At 58.1% G+C, this 22,130-nt stretch carries 23 protein-coding genes; 20 read left to right on the forward strand and 3 right to left on the reverse strand.

Annotated features, from left to right (window positions below; genetic code table 11):
• The first annotated feature begins 14 nt into the window (after positions 1–14).
• The 20 genes from fliP to B2A78_RS12695 all read left to right on the forward strand — a co-directional run bounded on the left by fliP (position 15) and on the right by B2A78_RS12695 (position 18,484).
• The gene (gene fliP, locus B2A78_RS12605; RefSeq protein WP_077730412.1) at positions 15–743 is read left to right on the forward strand and encodes a flagellar type III secretion system pore protein FliP; all 729 of its coding nucleotides are present in this window, start codon (positions 15–17) and stop codon (positions 741–743) included.
• A 509-nt stretch (positions 744–1,252) separates the two neighbouring features.
• Positions 1,253–1,522, forward strand: coding sequence for a flagellar biosynthesis protein FliQ (fliQ, locus tag B2A78_RS12610; protein WP_077730352.1), 270 nt, complete (start codon positions 1,253–1,255; stop codon positions 1,520–1,522).
• A gap of 5 nt (positions 1,523–1,527) precedes the next feature.
• Positions 1,528–2,298 (forward strand): flagellar biosynthetic protein FliR, encoded by a 771-nt coding sequence (fliR, locus tag B2A78_RS12615; RefSeq protein WP_077730353.1) that lies wholly within the window; start codon positions 1,528–1,530, stop codon positions 2,296–2,298.
• A gap of 161 nt (positions 2,299–2,459) precedes the next feature.
• Positions 2,460–3,602 (forward strand): flagellar biosynthesis protein FlhB, encoded by a 1,143-nt coding sequence (gene flhB / locus B2A78_RS12620; RefSeq protein WP_077730354.1) that lies wholly within the window; start codon positions 2,460–2,462, stop codon positions 3,600–3,602.
• A 104-nt stretch (positions 3,603–3,706) separates the two neighbouring features.
• Positions 3,707–5,800, forward strand: coding sequence for a flagellar biosynthesis protein FlhA (flhA, locus tag B2A78_RS12625; protein ID WP_077730355.1), 2,094 nt, complete (start codon positions 3,707–3,709; stop codon positions 5,798–5,800).
• Between the two features lie 82 nt (positions 5,801–5,882).
• A complete protein-coding gene (gene flhF / locus B2A78_RS12630) occupies positions 5,883–7,382 on the forward strand; it encodes a flagellar biosynthesis protein FlhF (RefSeq protein ID WP_077730356.1) in 1,500 nt (499 codons plus the stop codon).
• 28 nt (positions 7,383–7,410) lie between these two features.
• Positions 7,411–8,241 carry a MinD/ParA family protein gene (locus B2A78_RS12635; protein ID WP_077730357.1) on the forward strand — a complete coding sequence of 277 codons (831 nt, stop codon included), beginning with the start codon at positions 7,411–7,413 and terminating at the stop codon, positions 8,239–8,241.
• Positions 8,238–9,017: an RNA polymerase sigma factor FliA gene (locus B2A78_RS12640; protein WP_077730358.1), complete on the forward strand. Its 780-nt coding sequence runs from the start codon at positions 8,238–8,240 to the stop codon at positions 9,015–9,017. Before B2A78_RS12635 ends, B2A78_RS12640 begins: the two co-directional genes overlap by 4 nt.
• Positions 9,018–9,070: 53 nt before the next feature.
• Positions 9,071–9,457 carry a chemotaxis response regulator CheY gene (gene cheY / locus B2A78_RS12645; RefSeq protein WP_077730359.1) on the forward strand — a complete coding sequence of 129 codons (387 nt, stop codon included), beginning with the start codon at positions 9,071–9,073 and terminating at the stop codon, positions 9,455–9,457.
• Between the two features lie 21 nt (positions 9,458–9,478).
• Positions 9,479–10,216 (forward strand): protein phosphatase CheZ, encoded by a 738-nt coding sequence (locus B2A78_RS12650; RefSeq protein ID WP_077730360.1) that lies wholly within the window; start codon positions 9,479–9,481, stop codon positions 10,214–10,216.
• Positions 10,217–10,228: 12 nt separating this feature from the next.
• The gene (locus B2A78_RS12655) at positions 10,229–12,445 is read left to right on the forward strand and encodes a chemotaxis protein CheA (RefSeq protein ID WP_077730361.1); all 2,217 of its coding nucleotides are present in this window, start codon (positions 10,229–10,231) and stop codon (positions 12,443–12,445) included.
• A 24-nt stretch (positions 12,446–12,469) separates the two neighbouring features.
• Positions 12,470–13,507, forward strand: coding sequence for a chemotaxis response regulator protein-glutamate methylesterase (locus B2A78_RS12660; RefSeq protein WP_077730362.1), 1,038 nt, complete (start codon positions 12,470–12,472; stop codon positions 13,505–13,507).
• A 2-nt stretch (positions 13,508–13,509) separates the two neighbouring features.
• The gene (locus tag B2A78_RS12665; RefSeq protein ID WP_077730363.1) at positions 13,510–14,253 is read left to right on the forward strand and encodes a flagellar motor protein; all 744 of its coding nucleotides are present in this window, start codon (positions 13,510–13,512) and stop codon (positions 14,251–14,253) included.
• A 7-nt stretch (positions 14,254–14,260) separates the two neighbouring features.
• The gene (gene motD / locus B2A78_RS12670; protein ID WP_077730364.1) at positions 14,261–15,154 is read left to right on the forward strand and encodes a flagellar motor protein MotD; all 894 of its coding nucleotides are present in this window, start codon (positions 14,261–14,263) and stop codon (positions 15,152–15,154) included.
• On the forward strand, positions 15,151–15,954 hold the full coding sequence (locus tag B2A78_RS12675; protein ID WP_077730365.1) for a ParA family protein: 804 nt from the start codon (positions 15,151–15,153) through the stop codon (positions 15,952–15,954). Before motD ends, B2A78_RS12675 begins: the two co-directional genes overlap by 4 nt.
• Positions 15,951–16,586, forward strand: coding sequence for a chemotaxis protein CheW (locus B2A78_RS12680; RefSeq protein ID WP_077730366.1), 636 nt, complete (start codon positions 15,951–15,953; stop codon positions 16,584–16,586). Before B2A78_RS12675 ends, B2A78_RS12680 begins: the two co-directional genes overlap by 4 nt.
• Positions 16,587–16,607: 21 nt before the next feature.
• Positions 16,608–17,084, forward strand: a complete 477-nt coding sequence (locus B2A78_RS12685; RefSeq protein WP_077730367.1) for a chemotaxis protein CheW — start codon at positions 16,608–16,610, stop codon at positions 17,082–17,084.
• Between the two features lie 48 nt (positions 17,085–17,132).
• On the forward strand, positions 17,133–17,294 hold the full coding sequence (locus tag B2A78_RS26055) for a hypothetical protein (protein WP_168175409.1): 162 nt from the start codon (positions 17,133–17,135) through the stop codon (positions 17,292–17,294).
• The gene (locus B2A78_RS12690; protein WP_077730368.1) at positions 17,294–17,686 is read left to right on the forward strand and encodes a DUF2802 domain-containing protein; all 393 of its coding nucleotides are present in this window, start codon (positions 17,294–17,296) and stop codon (positions 17,684–17,686) included. The genes B2A78_RS26055 and B2A78_RS12690 overlap by 1 nt, the downstream gene beginning before the upstream one ends.
• Positions 17,687–17,866: 180 nt before the next feature.
• A complete protein-coding gene (locus B2A78_RS12695; RefSeq protein WP_077730369.1) occupies positions 17,867–18,484 on the forward strand; it encodes an HpnM family protein in 618 nt (205 codons plus the stop codon).
• A gap of 166 nt (positions 18,485–18,650) precedes the next feature.
• Here B2A78_RS12695 and B2A78_RS12700 read toward each other — a convergent pair whose 3' ends face one another.
• The 3 genes from B2A78_RS12700 to B2A78_RS12710 are packed head-to-tail and all read right to left on the reverse strand — an operon-like array spanning position 18,651 to position 22,123.
• Positions 18,651–20,306, reverse strand: a complete 1,656-nt coding sequence (locus B2A78_RS12700; RefSeq protein ID WP_077730370.1) for a CopD family protein — start codon at positions 20,304–20,306, stop codon at positions 18,651–18,653.
• A 5-nt stretch (positions 20,307–20,311) separates the two neighbouring features.
• On the reverse strand, positions 20,312–20,701 hold the full coding sequence (locus B2A78_RS12705) for a copper resistance CopC family protein (RefSeq protein ID WP_240502511.1): 390 nt from the start codon (positions 20,699–20,701) through the stop codon (positions 20,312–20,314).
• 33 nt (positions 20,702–20,734) lie between these two features.
• Positions 20,735–22,123, reverse strand: coding sequence for an aspartate aminotransferase family protein (locus B2A78_RS12710; RefSeq protein ID WP_077730372.1), 1,389 nt, complete (start codon positions 22,121–22,123; stop codon positions 20,735–20,737).
• Between the last annotated feature and the right edge of the window lie 7 nt (positions 22,124–22,130).

Genomic DNA, 22,130 nt, shown 5'->3' on the forward strand with positions numbered 1-22,130 from the left:
TGACGTCTCTCGGGATGATCGCGGCTCTATTTGCGTTGTCGATTCCCTCGGCGCAAGGCGCTCCCGGCATCGAGGCTTTCACCGTGGCCGCCAACGGCCAGGGCAGCCAGACCTACACGGTCACGATACAGGTTCTGGCGCTGATGACGGCGCTGACCGTGCTGCCCTCGCTGTTGCTCAGCATGACCTCGTTTACCCGCATCATGATCGTCCTGGCGATCTTGCGGCAGGCACTAGGCGCCGGTCAGACGCCCAACAATCAGGTACTGCTCGGCATTTCGCTGTTTCTGACCCTGTTTACCATGCTGCCGGTGTTCGAGCAGGTGAACGAACAGGCCCTGCAGCCTTATATGAAAGAACAGCTGGCGCCGGGCGCGGCCCTCGAACGCGCCGCGGTTCCGTTCCGCCAGTTCATGCTCAAGCAGACGCGGGAAACCGATTTGGAGCTTTTCGCGCGCATATCCGGCAAGCAGGACATCGCCAGTCCCGAGGCGACGCCATTTTCCTTGCTGGTGCCGGCCTTCATGACCAGCGAGCTGAAGACGGCTTTTCAAATGGGATTTCTTTTGTTCCTGCCGTTTCTGATCATCGATCTGGTGGTGGCCACCATACTGATGTCGATGGGCATGATGATGCTGTCGCCCATGATCGTTTCGCTTCCCTTCAAGCTTTTGCTGTTCGTCCTGGTGGACGGTTGGGCGCTGGTGGTCGAGACGCTCGCGGCGAGTTTTTTCGTCGAGTAGGTCTTTACAGCAGGTATTAGAGCGTTTTTCATCCCGGTGTACGGCTTCGTGTGGGGTGGGAAGAACGTAGGTCGGCAATCCCTTCCCAATCGCAAACGGCATCTCTGGGAGCGCCAGAGCTGCCCTTCCGACAAAGCCCTTTGCCGAGCCAGTAGGTCGGCAAGGGATTGCCGACCTACCTATGGCGCTCCCTTACACCGAATCAGAAAATGCTATAGGGAAGAGATGCCGGGATTACCCGTCATTCCGGCACGGATTGCTCGCCCCTTCCCTGGGGCTCGTCCTTCGGACCGTGCTCCGCACGTCCAAATTTGCTCCAGGCAAATTTGTGCCGGACAAATCGGCAGGATTGCCGATTTGCACGCGAAGCGCCCGTAGGGTGCCGCACAGGGACTGTGCGGCATGAATCCAGAGGCCAAGGATGGCGAGGCGTCTACGTCCCTGTAACCTGGACCCCGGCATTCCTTGCCGGGGTGACGATATGGTTTGACTTTCATTACGAACAGTAAATGACACCCGAAACCATTGCCGCCCTGGGCCAGCAAGCCATGACCGTCACCATGCAGATCAGCGCGCCCATGCTGCTGGTGGCCCTTGCCGTCGGACTCGTGATCGCCCTGTTCCAGGCCGCCACCCAGATCAACGAGATGACCCTTACGTTCGTGCCCAAGCTCATCGCCATGGCCATCGTGCTGATGCTGGCCGGACCCTGGATGCTGCAACTGCTGATCGATTACACCCGGTCGTTGATTCGCAGCATACCCAGCCTGATCGGTTGAAGTCTGTGCAGTTCAGCGAAAGCCAGCTCCTGACTCTGGTCGCCGGCATCGCATGGCCTTTCTTGCGCGTTAGCGCGCTGTTTCTTGCGATACCGATCTTTACCGGCCATATGGTGCCGGTCCGTGTCCGCGTCATGCTGGCGGCGTCCGTCACCTGGCTGATCTCGCCGATGTTGCCGGTCATGCCCGATGCGGAACTATTCAGCTTGTTCGGTTTCTGGATCGCCGTTCAGCAATTCCTGATTGGTCTCGCAATCGGTCTCGTTCTGCACCTGGTTTTCGAAGCCGTCGTTTTCGGCGGGCAGAGCGTCGCCTACAGCATGGGACTGGGTTTTGCGTCCATGGTCGATCCGCAGACCGGCGTGCAGGTTCCGGTCATCGCCCAGTTTTACCAAATCTTGGCGACGCTGCTGTTCCTGGCCATGGACGGACATCTGATACTGATCCGGCTGCTGGTCGACAGCTTTCAAATGCTGCCGGTCGGGTTCGAAGGTTTGAGTGCCGACGGAATGCGGCGGCTGGCGCTCTGGGCGAGCCGCTTGTTTGCTGCGGGAGTTCTGTTTTCCTTGCCGCTGGTAACGGCCTTGCTGTTGGTTAATCTGGGGTTCGGCGTAGCCAGCCGTGCGGCGCCCCAGCTCAATATTTTCTCGGTCGGATTCCCGGTCAGCTTGGGGTTGGGACTGTTTCTGATCGGCATCAGCCTGCCGGACGTTTTAAGCCTCTTTTCCGGCTTTCTCGATGACGGGTATCAATTGATGACTGCGATTCTGCAGTAGGACTAATTCCATTCGGCATTCGAATGGACATTCATCGTAGGATGGGTAGAGCGAAGCGAAACCCATCCCACAAAAATGAATTCCTTATTGAAAGCGATTTGGAATAACCCACCCTTACAAAAGTTAATTCCGTAATTGAAAGCGATTTGAAATAAGGTGTCATGGCCGAGGAATCCGATCAGGAACGAACAGAGGACCCTACCAGTAAACGCCTGAGCGACGCTCGGAAAAAAGGACAGATTCCGCGATCGCGCGAATTGAATACCCTCGTTCTTCTGCTGACCGGTTCGGTAGCGATATTCGCCTTCGGCGGCGGCATGGCGCAAAGCCTGTGGCAAATCATGGAGGGAGACTTTCGTCTGAGTCGCCGCGACCTTTTCGATCCCGCGGCGCCGCTTGCCCATCTCGGCCGGGACTTGCTGGCCGCGGGCCAGGTTCTGCTCCCGATCCTCGGTCTTGCCGTTCTGGCTGCCCTGGCCGCTCCCATGGCGCTGGGGGGCTGGAATTTCAGCGGCGAGAACCTGATACCCAAGCCGGAAAAGCTCAATCCCATAAAGGGCCTGGCTCGCATGGTCTCGGTTCAGGCCCTCGCGGAAGTCGTGAAGTCGGTTCTGAAATTTCTCTTGATCGGTTTTGTGACCGCCGGACTGCTGACGGCTTATTTCGACGATCTCGTCGGTCTCGGCCGCCAGGCTTTGCTTCCGGCGGCGAATCAAATCGCGCGCCTCGTCATGACGTTCATTTTCTGGCTGTGCGCTTCGCTGGGGCTGATCGCGATCGTGGACGTGCCCTTTCAGCTCTGGAACCACAAGCGCCAGTTAAAGATGACGCGCCAGGAAGTCAAGGACGAGATGCGCGAAGTCGAAGGCAAACCGGAAGTGAAAAGCCGGATTCGCAGCTTGCAGATGGAGCTGGCGCGGCGCCGAATGATGGACGAGGTGCCGAAGGCCGACGTCATCGTGACCAACCCGACCCATTACGCGGTGGCCCTGAGATACGACCAGGCCGGCATGAAAGCGCCCAAAGTCGTCGCCAAGGGCGCGGACCTGGTGGCGGCCCAAATCCGGAATTTGGCCGTGGGTGCCGGTGTGCCGCTCCTGTCCGCGCCGCCGCTCGCCCGCGCGCTCTATGCGTCCACCGATCTCGACCGCGAAATTCCCGCCGGTCTCTATTTCGCGGTTGCCCAGGTTTTGGCTTACGTCTATCAACTCAAGGCGGCCCGGGTTTTCGGCGGCGACATTCCGACGCCGCCGACCGAATTCAAGATCCCGGAAGAATTCTTGCGCAAGGCTGCCGACGCGTAAGCCGCATACTGCCTGCATTTTTTTCGGAGGGTCCGGCTCTGCGGCCGGTCGGCACGAAACGTGATTACCTTCGCTGTCACTGAAGGTTACGCACGGTTTTCGTCATGGCCGCAACAGTTTTGGAACGAATCAAAGTCGCCGGCAAACTCGGCTTGGGGGCTCCTCTCGTCATTCTTCTCATGATGATGATGATGGTGCTGCCGCTGCCGCCGTTCATTCTCGATCTGCTGTTCACCTTCAATATCGCGTTTTCGCTGCTGATCCTGCTGGTGACGATTTACACGCTGCGCCCGCTGGATTTCGCCGTGTTTCCGTCGGTCCTGCTGGTCGCCACGCTCCTCCGACTGAGCCTCAACGTGGCCTCGACCCGCGTGGTCCTGCTGGAAGGGCATAAGGGTCCCGACGCGGCCGGCAAGGTGATCGAGGCATTCGGCGAATTCGTGATCGGCGGCAACTACGCCGTGGGTCTGGTGGTGTTCATCATTCTGGTCATCATCAATTTCGTGGTCGTTACCAAGGGCGCCGGGCGCGTGTCGGAAGTCAGCGCGCGGTTCACCCTGGATGCGATGCCCGGCAAGCAGATGGCGATCGATGCCGATCTCAATGCCGGTCTCATCAATCAGGATGAAGCCCGGACGAGACGCCAGGAGGTCTCGCGCGAGGCGGATTTCTACGGATCGATGGACGGCGCCAGCAAGTTCGTCCGGGGCGATGCCATAGCCGGCATCCTCATCTTGCTCATCAACGTGGTCGGCGGGCTGATCGTCGGCATGCTTCAGCACGATCTGGCGTTTTCCGAAGCCCTGCACAATTACACGCTGCTGACCATCGGCGACGGTTTGGTGGCTCAGATCCCCTCGCTGTTGCTGTCGGTCGGGTCGGCCATGATCGTGACCCGTGTGTCCAGTAGCAACGAGAACATCGGCGCCCAGTTCAGCGCTCAATTTTTTGCCGACCCGAGGCCTCTTGCGCTTTCCGCCGGTGTGGTCGGACTCTTGGGCCTGATTCCCGGCATGCCGAATCTTGCCTTTTTGCTTCTGGCGGGCGCCATGGGCGCGTCGTCCTATTCCATTTTCAAGCGTCAGCGGCGCGAGCGCGAATTGGCGGAAGCGCGCGTCGCGGCCGGGCCCTCGGCCGCCGCGCCCGAAGTGAAAGAGCTCGGCTGGGACGATGTCGTTCCGGTCGATCTCATCGGGCTGGAAGTGGGCTATCGGCTCATCCCGCTGGTCGACAAGAATCAGGGCGGGCAGCTCATGTCGAAGATCAAGGGCGTGCGCAAGAAGCTGTCCCAGGATCTCGGATTCCTGATCCCCTCGGTGCACATCCGGGACAACCTGGACCTGACTCCCAACGCCTACCGCATCAGCCTGCTCGGCGTCACCGTCGGGGAGGCCGAAGTGTTTCCGGATCGCCTGATGGCCATCAATCCGGGGCGGGTTTACGGAACGCTGAAGGGCGTCGAGGGCAAGGACCCGGCTTTCGGACTGGAGGCCGTCTGGATAGAACCGGATCAGCGCGACCACGCCCAGACGCTCGGTTATACCGTGGTCGATCCCGGTACCGTGGTGGTCACCCATCTCAGCCATTTGTTGCAGTCCCACGCCCACCAGCTGCTCGGACATCAGGAGACGCAGCAGTTACTCGACCTGCTCGCCAAATCGATGCCGCGGCTGGTCGAGGATCTCACGCCGAAAACCCTGCCTCTCAGCGTCATCGTCAAGGTGCTGCAAAACCTTCTTCAGGAGAACGTGCCGATTCGCGATATGCGGACCATCGCCGAAACTTTGGCGGAGTTCGGCGGCAGAAGCCAAGATCCCGGCGTTTTGACAGCGGTGGTGCGTGCCGCCCTCGGACGGCTAATCGTCCAGAAAATCAGTGGCATGGAGAAGGAAATCCCGGTTCTGACCCTGGATCCGGACCTGGAACAGTTGTTGCAAAAAATACTTCAAACGGCCGGACACGAGGGCGCCGGCATCGAACCGGGCTTGGCGGAGCAGCTCCACAAATCCTTGGATGAGAAGACGCAGAAGCTGGAAATGGAAGGACATCCCGCCATTCTGCTGGTGTCCTCGCCGGTGCGGCCCTGGTTGGCGCGCTTCGTGCGCCATTCCATCCCTGGGCTCAATGTTTTGGCTTACAACGAGATCCCGGAAGACCGGCAAGTCAGGGTGGTGGCCAGCATCGGCCAGCGCGGTTGAGCCGCCGCGCACAGTCCCGCTGCGCTTGCCGGAGTCGTTAGCAAAGTTTTGGGGACAGCTTCCGAAAGACTAGGACATAGGCATGAAGATCAAACGATATTTCGCACCCGATATTCGTCAAGCGATCCGCATGGTCCGCGAAGAGCAGGGGCCGGACGCCGTGATTTTGTCCAACCGCAAAGTGGATGGCGGGGTGGAGATCGTCGCGGCTCGGGACTTCGACGAGCAGCTGTTATTGGATCGTGCGAAATCGGAGTCGCGCGGCGAATCGGAGACGGGCGACGCCGAACCGGTCGCGAAAGCCGAAACGGATACCCGGCGGCGCGCCGAGGACGCCTTTCGCGAGGCTCTTGGAAAGAGCTCGGCCGCACTGGGAGCAGGTTCGGCAGCGACGAGCCTTCGCAAGCCGGCTCCTTCCGTATCGGGCAAAGATATTCGCACAAATCGCCACCCCGGCAGGGAAGGGGCGAGTACTCCCTGCCGGAATGACAATCTTGGAGCTTGTGTAGATACCCATGCCATATCAGGGCGGAGCGAACAGGGCGGTCCTGCGGTCGAACCCGCTGCCGGAAAGCCGGCTTCCCGGCCCGAGCGAGAATCTTCTGTCGAAGCCGTCGTTTCCCAGCCGGCTCCTGCCAAACCGAGCGTCGATGCCGACGCGCTGAAGGAAATGCAACGGGAACTCAAACAGATGCGGCGCGTGATCGACGCCCATTTGAGTGAAACCGGATGGCAGGCCGCGGCGGGCCGAAATCCGACCCGACTGGATCTCTTGCGTCGTTTCGGCGCGCTCGGGTTCTCCAAGAAACTCAGTCTGGAACTGGCCGAGCGCTTGGGCGGCGTCGCCGACGCCGACGTCGCGTGGCAAGCGAGTCAACATGTCTTGGCACGGCAGATCCCGCTGGCCGAAGACAACCTGCTCGATTACGGCGGCGTCGTCGCCCTGGTCGGGCCTACGGGCGTCGGTAAGACGACGACGATTGCCAAGCTGGCGGCCCGGTTCAGACTCAAGCACGGACCGCGCCAAATCGCGCTGATCACCACCGACAACTACCGCATCGGGGCTCATGAGCAGCTCGGGACTTACGGCCGCATCCTCGACGTACCGGTCCGGGCGGCTTCCAGTATCGAGGATCTGCGTCAGCTGCTGTCGAGTTTCTACGATAAGCGCCTGGTGCTCATCGACACCGCCGGCATAGGGCAGCGCGACCGGCGTCTGGCCGAGCAAGCCGCACTGTTCAGCCGCACCGACATGCCCGTCAAATCCTATCTGGTCATGTCCGCGGCCAGCCAGCTGCGCGTGATGCAAGAGGCGGTGGAGGCCTTCAAGGTCTTTTCCCCGGAAGCCTGCATTCTTACCAAACTGGACGAAACCGGCCAACTCGGCGCCGCAGTGTCCACGGTGGTGGAGAACCGCTTGCCGGTCTCCTTCGTGTGCGACGGACAGCAGGTCCCGGAAGACCTGCACGTGGCGAGAACTCATCTATTATTAAACCGGTGTTTTGCCGAAAGGTCCGAAGCGGAGACTGTCGGCGCTCCGATGCCTACCTACGAAGACTGGATAGTCCATGCGAATGTTTGATACTGATCAGGCCGACGGAATTCGACGTATGGCACAGCCCAGGCCGGTGCGTGTCTTGGCGGTGAGCAGCGGCAAGGGCGGGGTCGGCAAAACCAATGTCGCCGTCAATCTCGGGGTCAGCCTATCCGAGCTCGGTCGGCACGCGGTCCTGCTGGATGCCGATTTGGGACTCGCAAACGTCGACGTGCTCCTGGGTTTGCAGCCTAAATTCAATCTGTCCCATGTATTGAGCGGCGAGCGCAGTTTGGACGAAATCCTCGTAGAAGGGCCGTCGGGGCTGAAGATCGTGCCGGCCTCGTCCGGTATTCAGCGCATGTCGGAGCTTACCACTGCGGAACAGGCCGCCGTGATTCGCGCCTTCGGGGAGATGAACCAGGACATCGACGTGCTGCTGGTCGACACGGCAGCGGGTATTTCGGGGGGCGTGGTCAACTTCGCGCGCGCATGCCAGGACATCATTCTGGTGGTGTGCGACGAGCCCACGTCGCTTACCGACGCTTACGCCTTCATCAAATTGCTGAACCGGGACTACGGCGTTCATCGGTTCCAAATCCTGCCCAATATGGTCCAGGACTATCAACAGGGTCAGGCGTTGTTCGGCAAGCTGTGCCGGGTGACGGACCGCTATCTCGACGTGACGCTCGATCTATTGGGCGTGGTTCCTCGCGACGAGCAATTGAGAAAGGCGGTTCAAAAGCAAACCCCGGTGGTCGTCGCCTATCCGCACAGCAAAGCGGCGCGGGCGTTTCGCGCCTTGGCGCTGAAAATGGATGCCTTGCCGATTTCCGGCCAAGCCAGTGGGCGGCTGGAGTTTTTCGTAGAGCGAATGATTCAGTACCACAGCGCAGCAGCCTTATGAGCGGCATCGCCTTGTACGCATCGGTACAGGCGCCCGGATTGGACGCCATCGTGGGGCAACACGCGTCACTGGTCAAACGGATTGCCTACCATCTCATGAGCCGGCTGCCGTCCAGCGTGCAAGTGGAGGACTTGATCCAGGCCGGCATGGTGGGCTTGCTGGAAGCAGCCCGCCAGTACGATCACGCTCAGGGCGCAAGTTTCGAAACCTATGCCGGGATCCGGATCCGCGGCGCGATGCTGGATGAGCTGAGGCGCTACGATTGGACGCCGCGCTCGGTTCATCGCAAGGCGCGTGATGTGGCTGAAGCAATGCGGAGCATCGAGGCCAGGACCGGGCGCGACGCCCGAGATGCGGAAGTCGCCGAGCATTTGGGACTGTCGCTCTCCGAATACCATCAGGTTCTTCACGATAGTTTGAGCTGTCGCATGTTCAGTTTCGAAGAGTTGTTGGAGGCCGGCGATTCGGCTTTGGACGACTGTGCGGATTCGGCCGCGCCTCCGGTCGAGGTATTGACCCAGTCCGGATTTGCCGAGGCTTTGGCGAACGCGATCGCGGGATTGCCGGAGCGCGAGCGCTTGGTGATTTCGCTCTATTACGAAGAGGAACTCAATTTGCGCGAAATCGGCGAAGTGCTGGGGGTCAGCGAGTCCCGAGTGTGTCAGTTGCAAAGCCAGGCCATGTTGCGCCTTAGGGCGAGAATGCAAGGCTGGCTGGATGCGGAGCAATCCGCCGGAGCCCGTTCGAAGGGAAGGCGAAAAGCCGCGCAAGTCTGAGGCCCCGATGAATCGATAATAAAAAATGGTTAACCGGAACGAGGTGAGCGTCCTTGAACAAGAACATGAAAATCCTGGTTGTGGATGACTTTTCCACCATGCGAAGGATCATCAGAAACCTGCTGCGGGAGCTCGGGTTCAACAATATTTTCGAAGCCGACGACGGGCAGAGTGCTCTGCCCAAATTGCAGTCGGGGGGAATCGATTTTCTGATCACCGATTGGAATATGCCCGGAATGACGGGTATCGATTTGCTGCGCGCCGTACGCGCCGATCCGAACCTGGCTCAGTTGCCGGTGTTGATGGTGACCGCCGAGGCGAAGCGGGACCAGATCGTGGAGGCGGCGCAGGCCGGTGTAAACGGCTATGTAATCAAGCCGTTTACCGCGGCCACCCTGCAAGAGAAGATCGAAAAGATCTTCGAACGCCTGGAAGCCTGATCGAACCTTTGGGGGCGGCTAATGACTGACAAGCAACCGTCCGCCGATGCGCGGATCGAACAGGCTCGCGCACTTCTGGCGGCATTGGAGCGCGGCGACGACGAGTCGGCCGACCGTATTCTCGATGATATCGGCCGGGTCCGGGAAACCCTGATGTTTCAGGAAGTCGGCAAGTTGACCCGCCAGCTCCACGACACGCTGGCGAATTTTTCCCTGGACGAAAGAATCGCGGATCTCACGGAGAACGAAATTCCCGACGCCAAAGAGCGCCTCAATTACGTCATCACCATGACCGAGCAGGCGGCGAACACCACCTTGAATGCAGTCGAATCCATCTTGCCGTTCGCCGAAAGTCTTCGCGAGCAGTCGAACGAACTCAGCGCCCAGTGGCAACGCTTTCGCCAGCGGGAAATGCCTTATGAGGAATTCAAGTCCCTGACTCAAGACCTGGCGCAGTATTTCGACGTTTCCGCAGGGCATTTGCAGACCATTCAGCATAGTCTCACCGAGGTGCTCATGGCGCAGGGGTTTCAGGATCTCACCGGCCAGATCATTCGGCGCGTGATCAAGCTCGTTCAGGATCTCGAGCACAGTCTGGTCGAATTGATCCGGATTTCGGGACGGCGCTTCAAGCCCTCCGGCGATAGCGTGCCGGAAACCAAATCGGAACCACTCGGCCCGGCTGTTCCGGGGGTGGACAAGAATACCGTGCAGAATCAAGACGACGTGGACAGTTTGCTGTCGAGTTTGGGTTTCTGAAGGTAAGGCGCAATGGCGATCGATCTCGATGACGAAATCGTTCAGGATTTCTTGGTAGAAGCCGGGGAAATACTGGAAAAGCTCAATGCTCAACTGGTCGAGCTTGAGCAGTCGCCGGACGATTACGATTTATTGAACGCCATTTTTCGCGGTTTTCACACCGTGAAGGGTGGAGCGGGGTTTCTCAATCTTGTCGCCTTGGTCGACGTTTGCCACAACGCCGAAGACGTATTCAACGTGCTTCGACAAGGCGAGCGGCGCGCCGACCCGGCCTTGATGGACGTCATTCTGGAAGTATTGGACGTCGTCAACGCCATGTTTCGGGACATCCGCTCCGGACACGATCCCGAACCGGCCGACCCGTCGCTGATCGATCGGCTGAAAGTTCTCGCCCAGCCGGGAAGCGATTCTACTCTTGTCCCGCCGGCTCCGGCGTCGGTGGAGCCCGAATCCGTTTCGGCGGCCGAACCCGAGAGGCTTCCGTCCGCGATGAATGTTGTGGAACAGGCGCTCGCGGCGATGCTGGAACCCGGCCAAGACGACGATCCGGCCGAGGCGGAATTCGAACCGTTGCCGGATGCGGCGGAGGAGCCGAGCCGACCCTCGCCCGTTTCGGTGGTTGACTCGAATGGCACGAGTTCGGATGAAATTACCGAAGAAGAATTCGAGCGTCTGCTGGACGAACTTCATGGCAGGGGCAAGCATGGCGGTGTGCCCGATGCGGCGCCGCTAAACGCTCCGAATGCCAAATCGCATGATGACATCACCGAGGAAGAATTCGAGCGCTTGCTGGATGAACTCCATGGCAAGGGCAAGCACACCGGCATGCCGAGCGCCGTGGTTCCCGAGGCGCCGAGACCTGTAGCCGAGAGCGATCGCATCACTGAGGAAGAATTCGATCGCCTGCTGGACGAGCTTCATGGCAAGGGCAAGCATGGCGGTGTACCGAATCAGGAGAGCGCGCGTCCAGCGGCTCTGTCTTCGGCACCTACGGAAGCGCGCAGCGCGACAAGGGAACCGGCCAAGACCGTCAAACCACAGGCGGCCGCGGCAGTTGAAACCACGGTCCGCGTCGATACCCAGCGTCTCGACGAGATCATGAACATGGTCGGCGAGCTGGTCTTGGTTCGCAACCGCTTTCAAACCCTCAAGATCGCGCTCAATGACGAGGAGATTGCCAAAGCGGTCGCCAACCTGGACGTGGTGACCTCGGATCTCCAGCTGTCCGTCATGAAGACGCGCATGCAGCCCATCAAGAAGGTATTCGGCCGCTTTCCCCGCGTGGTGCGGGATTTGGCCAGAAGCCTCAACAAGGAGGTGCAGCTCGAGTTGCGCGGCGAAGAAACCGATCTCGACAAAAATCTTGTCGAGGCCTTGGCAGATCCATTGGTGCATTTGGTTCGCAACGCGGTCGATCACGGCATCGAGACCCCCGAGGAGCGGATCGCAGCGGGTAAGCCGCGCGAGGGCTCGGTCGTTCTGACCGCGTCTCAGGAGGGCAATCATATCGAATTGACCATTGAGGACGACGGCAAAGGCATGGATCCGGACGTGCTCCGGCGCAAGGCCGTGGAAAAGGGACTGATGGACCAGGAGAGCGCCGCTCGCCTGGACGACAAGGATTGTTACAACTTGATTTTCATGCCCGGCTTTTCCACCAAGTCCGAGATTTCCGATATCTCCGGACGAGGTGTCGGCATGGATGTGGTAAAGACCCGAATAGCCCAGATGAACGGCTCGGTAGCCATCGATTCGAGCAAGGGGAAGGGCAGCCGCATCACCATCAAATTGCCGCTGACTTTGGCCATCATGCCGACTTTGATGGTCAAGCTGAACAATCAACCCTTCGCTCTTCCGTTGGCGAACGTCGTCGAAATCCTGGACCTCGACCTCACGAAGTCCAATACGGTCGATGGGCAGTTGGTGGTGCTGGTCCGGCAGCGCGCATTGCCATTGTTTTATCTCAAGGAATGGCTGGTTCCGGGCTACCGGTACGACAGAAATCAGGGCGGGAAGTCCGGCCATGTGGTGGTGGTGAATGTCGGGGGACGGCATGTCGGCTTCGTGGTCGACCATTTGGTCGGACAGGAAGAAGTCGTCATCAAGCCTTTGGGTGCGAAACTCCAGGGAGTATGCGGAATGGCCGGTGCGACGATTACCGGCGACGGAAAAATCGCCCTCATTCTGGATGTACCCGGTTTGATGAAACGGTACGCCTCCTTGCATTAAGCCTAGGACAACTAAGAGGTTTTCATGACGATCAGGGTTTTGGTGGTGGATGACTCGGGCTTCATACGCCGCAGACTGACCGAAATCCTCAACGCCGATGGCGACATGGAGGTCGTAGGAAGCGCCGCCGACGGCGCCGAGGCCGTGCAAAAGGCGGCATCCTTGAATCCGGACGTCATCACCATGGACGTGGATATGCCCGTAATGGATGGTATTACCGCGGTGCGCGAGATCATGAAAGATCGGCCCACGCCGATTCTGATGTTTTCCGCGTCCACCAAAGCGGGCGCCAAGGCTACCTTGGATGCTCTCGAGGCCGGCGCAATGGACTTCATGCCCAAACAATTGCAGGAAATCAGCGGAGACCAGGACTTGGCCAAGCGCATTTTGCGGCGGCGCGTTCGCGATTTGGCCGAGCATGCGGGGAGGCTGAGGCGGCTCCGTCGGCCATCGAGGCCTGTCGTTGCCCGGCCTCCGGCCGCCAAAGCGCAACTTCGGGATTTCCGTTTGCTGGTCATCGCCGCTTCTACCGGCGGCCCGGTGGCTATCCAGAAAGTTCTGACGCAAATTCCGGAGACCGCGTCGGTCCCCATTCTTTTGGTCCAGCACATGCCGGGAAATTTCACCGGCAGCTTTGCCGAACGCCTGGATCAGCTTTGCCGAATTCGGGTCAAGGAGGCCCAGAACGGCGACGAACTGCGACCCGGTGTCGCTCTTCTGGCGCCCGGCGGCTTTCAGTTGGAGCTGAGCGAGCACGGGGCGCGGAAAACCGTCGTCGTTCGGGAGAGCGGAAGCGGGGAACATTTTCGTCCCAGTGCCGATGTCACGTTTAGCTCCATAGCCAAGAACATGCCCGGCAAGGTTCTCGCCATCGTGCTGACCGGCATGGGATCGGACGGAAAGCTCGGAGCGGAAAAATTGAAAGCCAAGGGCGCGGCCATCTGGGCCCAGAACGAGCAGAGTTGCGTCGTTTACGGCATGCCGAAAGCGATCGTCGAAGCTAACCTGGCCGATTGCATCTACGATCTCGATGAAATGGCCGGCGAATTGAAGAATCTTTAGGCATGGACCCTTTAAGCATTATCGGAGTCACTCTCGGGCTCGCCGCCGTTCTAGGCGGCAATTGGCTCGAGGGTGGGCATATCCAGTCACTGCTGAACGGCCCGGCGATAGTGATCGTGTTCGGCGGTACGCTGGGTGCGACCATGCTGCAAACGCCGCCGGCAGCGTTTTTCTATGCCGTCAAAATGCTCAAATGGGTCTTCATGACGCCGCCGATAGATCATAAGGAACAAATCAAGAAAATCGTCAGCTGGAGTGCCTTGGCGCGGCGGGAAGGTCTGCTCGGCTTAGAGACCTTCATCAGCGCCGAGAAAGAACCGCTGGCGAAGAAAGGGCTTCAGTTGCTGGTCGACGGCAACGAGCCCGAGGCCATAAGGGACAGCTTGGAGGTGGAAATATACGCTCGCCAGCAGCGGGATTTGGGCGCGGCCAAGGTATACGAGGCGATGGGCGGCTACGCGCCGACCGTGGGAATCATCGGCGCGGTCATGGGGTTGATTCACGTGATGCAGAATTTGTCCGACCCCAGCAAGCTGGGGAGCGGCATCGCGACGGCATTCGTGGCGACGATTTACGGCGTCGGTCTCGCCAATTTGATCGTTCTTCCCATCGCCAACAAACTGAAATCCCGAGCACAGGCCAATAACCAGGCGCGGGAACTGATTCTGGAAGGAATCATTTCGATCGCGGAAGGCGAGAACCCGCGGAATATCGAAATGAAGCTGACCGGTTTCCTAGACGGATGACTAACGTATGTCGCGGCGGAAGCATTCGGAAGAAGAGCATGTGAACCTGGAGCGCTGGCTGGTTTCCTATGCCGATTTCATTACGCTTTTGTTTGCGTTTTTTGTCGTCATGTATGCAATTTCTTCGGTCAACGAAGGCAAGTATCGGGTGTTGTCGGAGTCGCTTTCCGCGGTGTTCAAGGAGCCGGGGAAGGAGCACAACCTCGGGCATACGCTGGAGCCGATTCAATTCGGCCAGTTGAAGAAAGGACAAGACCTTTTGGGCGAACCCGCGGCGTCGGACGGTTCGGCATCGTCCCAGGACAAGACTCGGCCGATGCCGGAGAATCTCGATGCGGAATACGCCCAGCTCGAGAGCCTGGCGGATCAGATCGAAGCGGCTTTATCGCCGTATATTCAGGACGATTTAGTTGCCGTCAAACGCCATGAGCTGTGGGTGGAGGTCGAAATGAAGAGCGGGATGTTTTTCTCCAGCGGCAAAGCCGAACTTTCTAAGGAATCGCTGCCCATACTTTACCGAATGTCCGAAATTTTCCGCGAAATCGACAACACCATTCATGTCGAGGGTCATACCGATAATCTGCCGATCAACACTCCCGAATTTCCTTCCAACTGGGCCTTGTCGTCCGCCCGCGCCGCCGTGGTGGTCAACCAATTGATGAGCAACGGCATCGATCCGCGCCGCATGGCGGCGATAGGCTACGGCGAGCATCATCCGATTGCCGACAACAGGACGGAGGAAGGACGCTACCAAAATCGGAGAGTGGTCATCGTTCTGATGTCCCACGGAGCGGCTCGTTACAAGCTTTCTTCCGGGGACCGAATTGAGGATTTCGGCGCTTCGCAAAAGCCGGTCTCTACGGAAGCGCCCATCACTCCGACGGAGGTTTCGAAGCCATGAGAATCTGGGCCGTATCCAACCAGAAAGGCGGCGTCGGCAAGACCACGACAGTCGTTACCTTGGGGGGGATTCTCGCGTCGCGGGGGTACCGAACTTTATTGATCGATCTCGATCCGCACGGTTCGCTGACCAGCTATTTCCGAATGAACCCGGATCAAATCGATGTCAGCGTCTACAACCTGTTTCAAGACGCAATTGCCAAGAAAAGCTTGCTTCCGGGTCCTTATATCGCCTCTACGGATTTCGAAGGGCTGTCGGTACTGCCGGCCTCGACCGCTATCGCGACCGTAGAGCGGCAGGGGGGCGCCGGCGGCATGGGGCTGGTAATTGCCAATAGTCTGGCAGCCGTTCGGAAGCAGTACGATTTCGTGCTGATCGACAGCCCACCCATGCTGGGTGTGCTGATGGTGAACGCACTAGCCGCCTGCGAACATTTGTTCATTCCGGTGTTGTCCGAGTTTCTCGCGCTCAAAGGGCTGGAGCGCATGCTGCACACCCTGGAAATGATCGGTAAGTCTCGGAAAACGCGATTGGATTACACGGTCGTTCCCACTTTGTTCGATCGGCGTACCCGCGCGTCGATACAAACCCTCAGGGTGATGCGCGAGCGTTATGGGGATCAGGTCTGGGATTCCGTGATTCCGGTCGATACCCAGGTGCGGGAAGCGAGCGACGCCGGAATTCCGCTGTCTTATTACATGCCCAAGGCCAAGGCTGTCATCGCCTACACCGAACTGCTCGAGCATATGTTGTCGCAAAATCGATCACGCTCGGTCGAGCCGGCTCTGGCAACCGCATGAAAGCCGATCGCCTAGCCCGAAGCACTACGGGATGGCAGGATCAAGTACTCCTTTTCTATCTGCGGAACCTGCTGAATCAAACCTACGGCCAGTCGGAAGCATTGCCGGCCGAGCGCACGGATTCCGACTCGGTAGCGGCATCCCAGCCCGTCCTGTCTGCTCCCGCGGCTTTGCCCGACTGGGCGCAATCGGAATTTCAAGTGGTTTATTTTCGAATCGGTCATACGGTTCTTGCCGCGCCGTTGACCGAGGTGAGGAGAATCGAACGCCTTGACGATTCGACGCGAGTGACGGTCTTGCCGGGAAAGCCAGATTGGTTTCAAGGGCTGACCCGATTTCAGGGCGAGATCATTCAACTGGCGGACACGGAGCTTCTCATAGGCGGCAAGCGTTCCATCTCCTTAGAAGATTCCCATCGTCATGCCTTATTACTTAATGAAGGGCGGTGGGGGTTGGTGTGCGGCGAGATCGTCGATATGGTCCGGCTGCGCGAAAGCGATGTCCGCTGGCGCGTAAACCGATCCCGGCGAGCATGGGCGGCCGGCACGATTATCGATCGCTTATGCGTGCTGGTGGATCCGCGCAGCCTGATTCCGGCCAGCCGATCCAAAAATCTGAGAGTTTTACGATAACGCTAGAGGCGAGAGGGTAATATGAGCGAAGCGTTGGCAAGACGCAGCGACCCGGTGAATCAGTGGGTCACATTCCGTTTGGGCGATGAAACTTACGGCATCAACGTAATGCAGGTACAGGAGGTGCTGCGTGTCACCGAAATTGCGCCGGTTCCGGGAGCGCCGGATTATGTGGTAGGTATTATCAATTTGCGCGGAAACGTGGTGACGGTAATCGATACCCGGCGGCGCTTCGCGCTGCCTCCCAAGCAGCCGGACGAGGCGTCGAGGATCGTCATTATCGAGGCGGACGATCAAGTCATCGGTATTTTGGTCGATAGTGTCGCGGAGGTGGTCGAACTCAGAGCTTCCGAAATTGAATCGGCTCCCAGCGTCGGCAATGAAGAAAGCGCCCGATACATTCAGGGCGTGACGAGTCATAATGGCGACTTGCTGATTCTGGTCGACCTGAATCAGTTCTTAAACGACGAAGACAAGGCGCAGCTCGATCTGCTTTGACCCCGCCAACACGGGGAGAGCTTTTTCGAAGAATGGCGAAATAGGGTTATGGTCGAGATTCATCCCGTCGAACACGTCGGACCTTTGCCGGCGGCGAACAAGGTCAAAGGCGACGAGAATCGCAAACAGCAAAAGCCCGATTCAAAGGAAAAGAAAAAACCGGGACCGGCGAGTGATTATTCGCTGCCCCATATCGATGAATACGCCTGATGGATTGGCATCTCCCATATTTTATTCTGGTCGGGCTGAACGTCGCGTTGGTGGCGGGAATGCTCATGCTGACCCGTGCTTACCTGACCCTGAGGCGCGATTATGCAACGCTGGGCGCACGGCTCGTACAGCAGCAAAACGACTTGATCGGGCTGTCGGCAGCCGCCGTGCAAGTGGATCGGCGTATGCTGGATCAAGAACGCCGGCTTCGAGAGTGCGACGAGAGACTGGCGTCGCTCTCGTCGCAGGATACCGGCTACCAATCCTATCGAGCTGCAATCGAAAGACTTAAGGACGGCGTCGCTCCCCAGGAGCTGGTGTCCCAGTTGGGCCTTTCCCTATCCGAGGCAAACTTGCTGGCGCATCTTTATGCGCAGCGACAGGGTCAATAAGTCGAGCCGGCTGTCGAGAACGATTCTCACGCTTCTGAATCGAATACCAGGAGCTCGATTCGAAGATTATGTGTTGCTCAGACGCAAAAACGTAGCGCGATCGCAACTAAGCGTAGCGTTCTGATTGGCGTTTTATGATATAGTCGCGACGATTTCGATTTCGGACTTATGGGAAAGACAATGTTTCTTCAATTTTTCCTGGGATTGTTTCTAATTGCTTTGGCTCCGCTGTCTGTTGCAGCGGAGGCCCCTACGGAAGCCAAGAAAACCGTAGACTTGCTCAACAACACGTTAATTGACGTTATGAAGGATGCGAAACAATTGGGATATCAAGGACGTTACAAAAAGCTAGAGCCGGTGGTCAAGCAAGTGTTCGAGTTCGAGGCTGTTTCCCAGATCGCGCTTGGAAATCACTGGAAGAAACTGGATAAAGAACAGAAAAAGGCTTTTATTGAGAAGTTGACCGATCTAAGTATTGCCACTTATGCCGCTCAGTTTAACGGCTACTCGGGGGAAGAATTCAAATACGATTCCGCCCAAGACATGAAGAGCGATCGCGTGCTGCTACGCTACTTTCTTACTTCGCCGGATGAAAAGCCCATCAAGTTCGAATACATCGTGAACCAGTTCGGCGGGCAGTGGCACATCATCAATATCATCGTGGACGGTATCAGCGATTTGGCGCTCAAGAAGGCCCAATATACCAGTGTCATCGACCGCGAGGGATTCGACAGTCTTCTGAACAAACTGTCCCAAAAGATCGCCGATTACTCGAGTAATAATGCGACGTCCGGATAATGAGGCGCCGCCGCAGGCCGTGCAAATGCGTTCGAGGCGGTTCTTTCTTATCTTGGATTACCGTTCGTAACAAAAAATGCCCGTCACGTGAGTGGCGGGCATTTTCGTTTGTCCCTAAGGCGTTTCAGCCACGCAACTAGAATAGAGTGCTTTTCCTGTTTCGGCTTCAGAACAACGGTTCTCGGTAGACCAGCAATATCGCGCCGATCAGGAACATCGCCACGATGGATATAAATCCCGCAATCTTTCCGTCCACATACCCGCCGTAACTCACGTTGGGTTCCGCCAAGCGCAGTTCCAGCCAGCGCCCGCTCGCCATGATCACGGCCAGGAGCCCCATTGCGGTGTGCGTGGACTGGATGAGGTATTCGCTTTTCAGCTCGAACTCCGCATGGGCATGGGTGAGCAGCAAAATGCCGCCGAACGCGCACAAGACCGGGAACGTATAGCGTAATCGGTCGGCGTTCCGATTGGTGCGCGCGCGCATCTCCATAACCCCCAATGCGAAAGCCAGAAGGGTGGCGATACGATGCTGGAACACCTCGCCGTTGCCGAAGGTGCTTTCCCAAAAGCCGATCGGGCCTAAGGGCCAAGTCTCGGCGTCGCTACGGAAGAAGAGAAAAATGCTCAATCCTACGAAGCCCAGCGGCCAATACCTCGCCCATTCGAACCGCCTGTAGTAGGAAAGCATAGCGACCAATCCCATCAAGGTCAGGAAGACTCCGGACACGTTGTGATTGTAATCCGACCATTCCGTGGCCGCGGGTGAGGGAACTTTGTCGACCACCGCCACACGCCCCGGCTCACCGGCCAGGAGTTGCTCGTGCGTGGGCGAGGTCAGGCGCGGCATGCGCGGGGTGAACATCTCGGCGACTTCGGAGACGGTCGCGGACAGTTCCTTGATATCTTCCGACGGCGGCTGCGAGGACAGGGTGGCGGCGATGAAAAGTATCCCTACCAGTATGAAGGTCTCGGCCTCGATGTAATGCGGAACCTTGTTATTCAGTCTTTCGGTTTGGCGGTGTCTCAACCACTGCCGACCGGCCCGGTGATTCAGATAGGCGAAGCCGAGCGCGACCATGAGAAGAACGACTTTGGTGACGACCAGGCTGCCGTAACCGGTGCCGAAAAGGCCATCCCAGCTGCCGACGTAAGTCCAGGCCAGGGGAAGCCCGGTCAACAGAAGAACGACGACGGAACTGACGCCGAGCAGCGCGAAACGGGTGATCGCGATGGGCCATAGTGCTTTTGCCTCTTGAGATTCCCGGCTCATGTGCCAGAGCGACAAAAGTTGCGCAACGCCGCCGAACCACACGGCCGCCGCAAACTGGTGGAGAACGGTCATGGTCATGAGCTGCTCCCGATATTCGAAGCGGCCCACGCCATGCACCAGCCAGGCGCCGGCAATCACCATGGGAATCATCGAAATCGCAGCGAGATTCCACAAAAACCGCTTATCCGGTATTTGGCGCAACTGGCCGGCGATGTAGATCAGACCCAAGGCAAGCAGGAAACGTATCAAACCGGCCTGGAACTGAACGGTGCCCATATAAGCGTCGGCCGGAAAATCGCCCAAGACCGATGCTAGAACCACGGCTTTGATGATCAATTTGAGCCCTTGGGTGATAGCTAGGGCGATGGCGCCGGCGCGCAGCAAGCCAACGGCTCGGCGGACCGCGGATTCATGCGCGGCGAATCCGGGCGACCATACTCTGAGGATAAACGCACTCCAGAGCAGGCTCCCCACTACTAACGCGTAGCTGATCAAAATCAGCCCGCCGAGGAAATCATCGATGAAATTGGCCAAACCTTGCATGTACATAGGGGTTACCGCGGTTCAGAGACGTGGAAACGAATGACATTTTCCGTGAAGTGTCCATCCGCAGCGAATACCTTGTATTTCAAGGCATATTCGCCTGGCGTCAGTGCGGGCACCTGGATGCGCATCTCGCCCGGTTTCTTGCCTTTTTCGATTTGTACCGGATGGAAGACATCGCCTTTGCTGACCAGAAAAACTCGGGACAAAGGCAATTCCACATTGGAATTGAAAAAGAGTACTACCGTCGTCGCGTGATTCGGCTGAATCGGGTTTTGGGTCAGAGAGGATTCGGTGACGACGGCGTGCGCCCAAGGCCGTTGGCCATAGGCCAGCAGCAAAGACATGGAAAACAGCAAAACGGCAAATTTACGGCTGCGAGAAGAGAGTGGTTGGTGCATGGTGGTGCCGGTGTTGGTCGTGGATGATGGAAATCAGCCCGCTTTGGACTTAAGTGCATGGCTGGTAAGGTTTTTCCCAAGGTCCCAGATGGCTCCGGGAACCTTGTGGCAATCGGCGATGACATCGTCGAGAGCAGTGAGGACCCACTGCGTATCGTTTTCGTTAATCACCAACGGAGGGAGAAACTTCACCACGTTCATGCCATGCCCGGCGACTTGGCTCAAGATACGATGGTTCTTGAACAGCGGAATCGTGATCATTTGGCTAAACAGCCCTTTATTGGCGGTTTCCAGGAGGTTCCATGCGGCCTTTAAGGAGAAGCTCTTGGGAGAGCCGAACTCCAGAGCGATCATCAGTCCCTTTCCGCGGACTTCCTGGAATAACTCGTACTTGTCGACCAGGTTCTGCATTCCGGCCAGAAGTTTTTCCCCGAGATGTTCGGCATTCTCCAGCAGCTTTTCATCATCGATGACCTTGAGTGCAGCGAGCCCCGCCGCCATGGCCATATTGTTCTTGGAGAAGGTTGAACCATGAACTACGGCGCGATCCATACGGCTGAAGACGGCATCCATGATGCTCTTGGTCATCGCCACGGCGCCCACCGGGATGAAACCACCGGACAGTGCCTTCGCCATCAGAATCATGTCGGGTTTCACGCCCCAGTGCTCGATAGCCCAAAACTTGCCGGTGCGGCCGATGCCGGTTTGGATCTCGTCGGCGACAAAAAGCGTTCCGTATTTGGCGCACAAGCGAGCCGCTTCCGGCAGGTAGTCGTCGCTCGGCAGGTTGACGCCTTTTCCCTGAATCGGCTCGACGATAAAGGCCGCGACATCTTTGTTGCGCAAGGCCTCGTCCAAAGCCTTGATGTCATTGAACGGAACCGTGACGCATTCCGGCAACAAAGGACCGAAACCTTCGCGGAAAATCTTTTCGCCGTTCAGTGAAAGCGCGCCCATGGTGAGGCCGTGGAACCCGTGATCACAGTAGACGATTTTTTCCCGCCTGGTCGTATAGCGGCTGAATTTGATCGCCGCTTCGACGGCTTCCGCACCGGAATTGCAAAAGAACATCTTGCTGAGATTGTCCGGGCAGCGCTTCAGAATTTGCTCCGCGAGGAGACCGCTCAGCACGGATACGTCCATCTGTACCATGTCTGGCAATTCGCTTTGCAGTACGTCCTGAAGCGCCTGAATGATCTCGGGATGATTGCGGCCTAGGGCAAACACGCCGAAGCCGCTCAAGAGATCCAAATATTCGTTATTCTGATCGTCATAAAGATACGGGCCACGGGCTCTGGTGTAGATGCGGTCATAGCCGATGGCCTTGAGCACCCGCACCATTTGGGTATTCAAGTAATTTTCGTGGAGTTCGAAGTTCTTGCCGCGATGGGTGGCCAGCAAATCCGCAATGTAGGTGGACATCAAGACC

It is taken from the genome of Methylocaldum sp. 14B (assembly GCF_002005105.1).
GTDB lineage: Bacteria > Pseudomonadota > Gammaproteobacteria > Methylococcales > Methylococcaceae > Methylocaldum.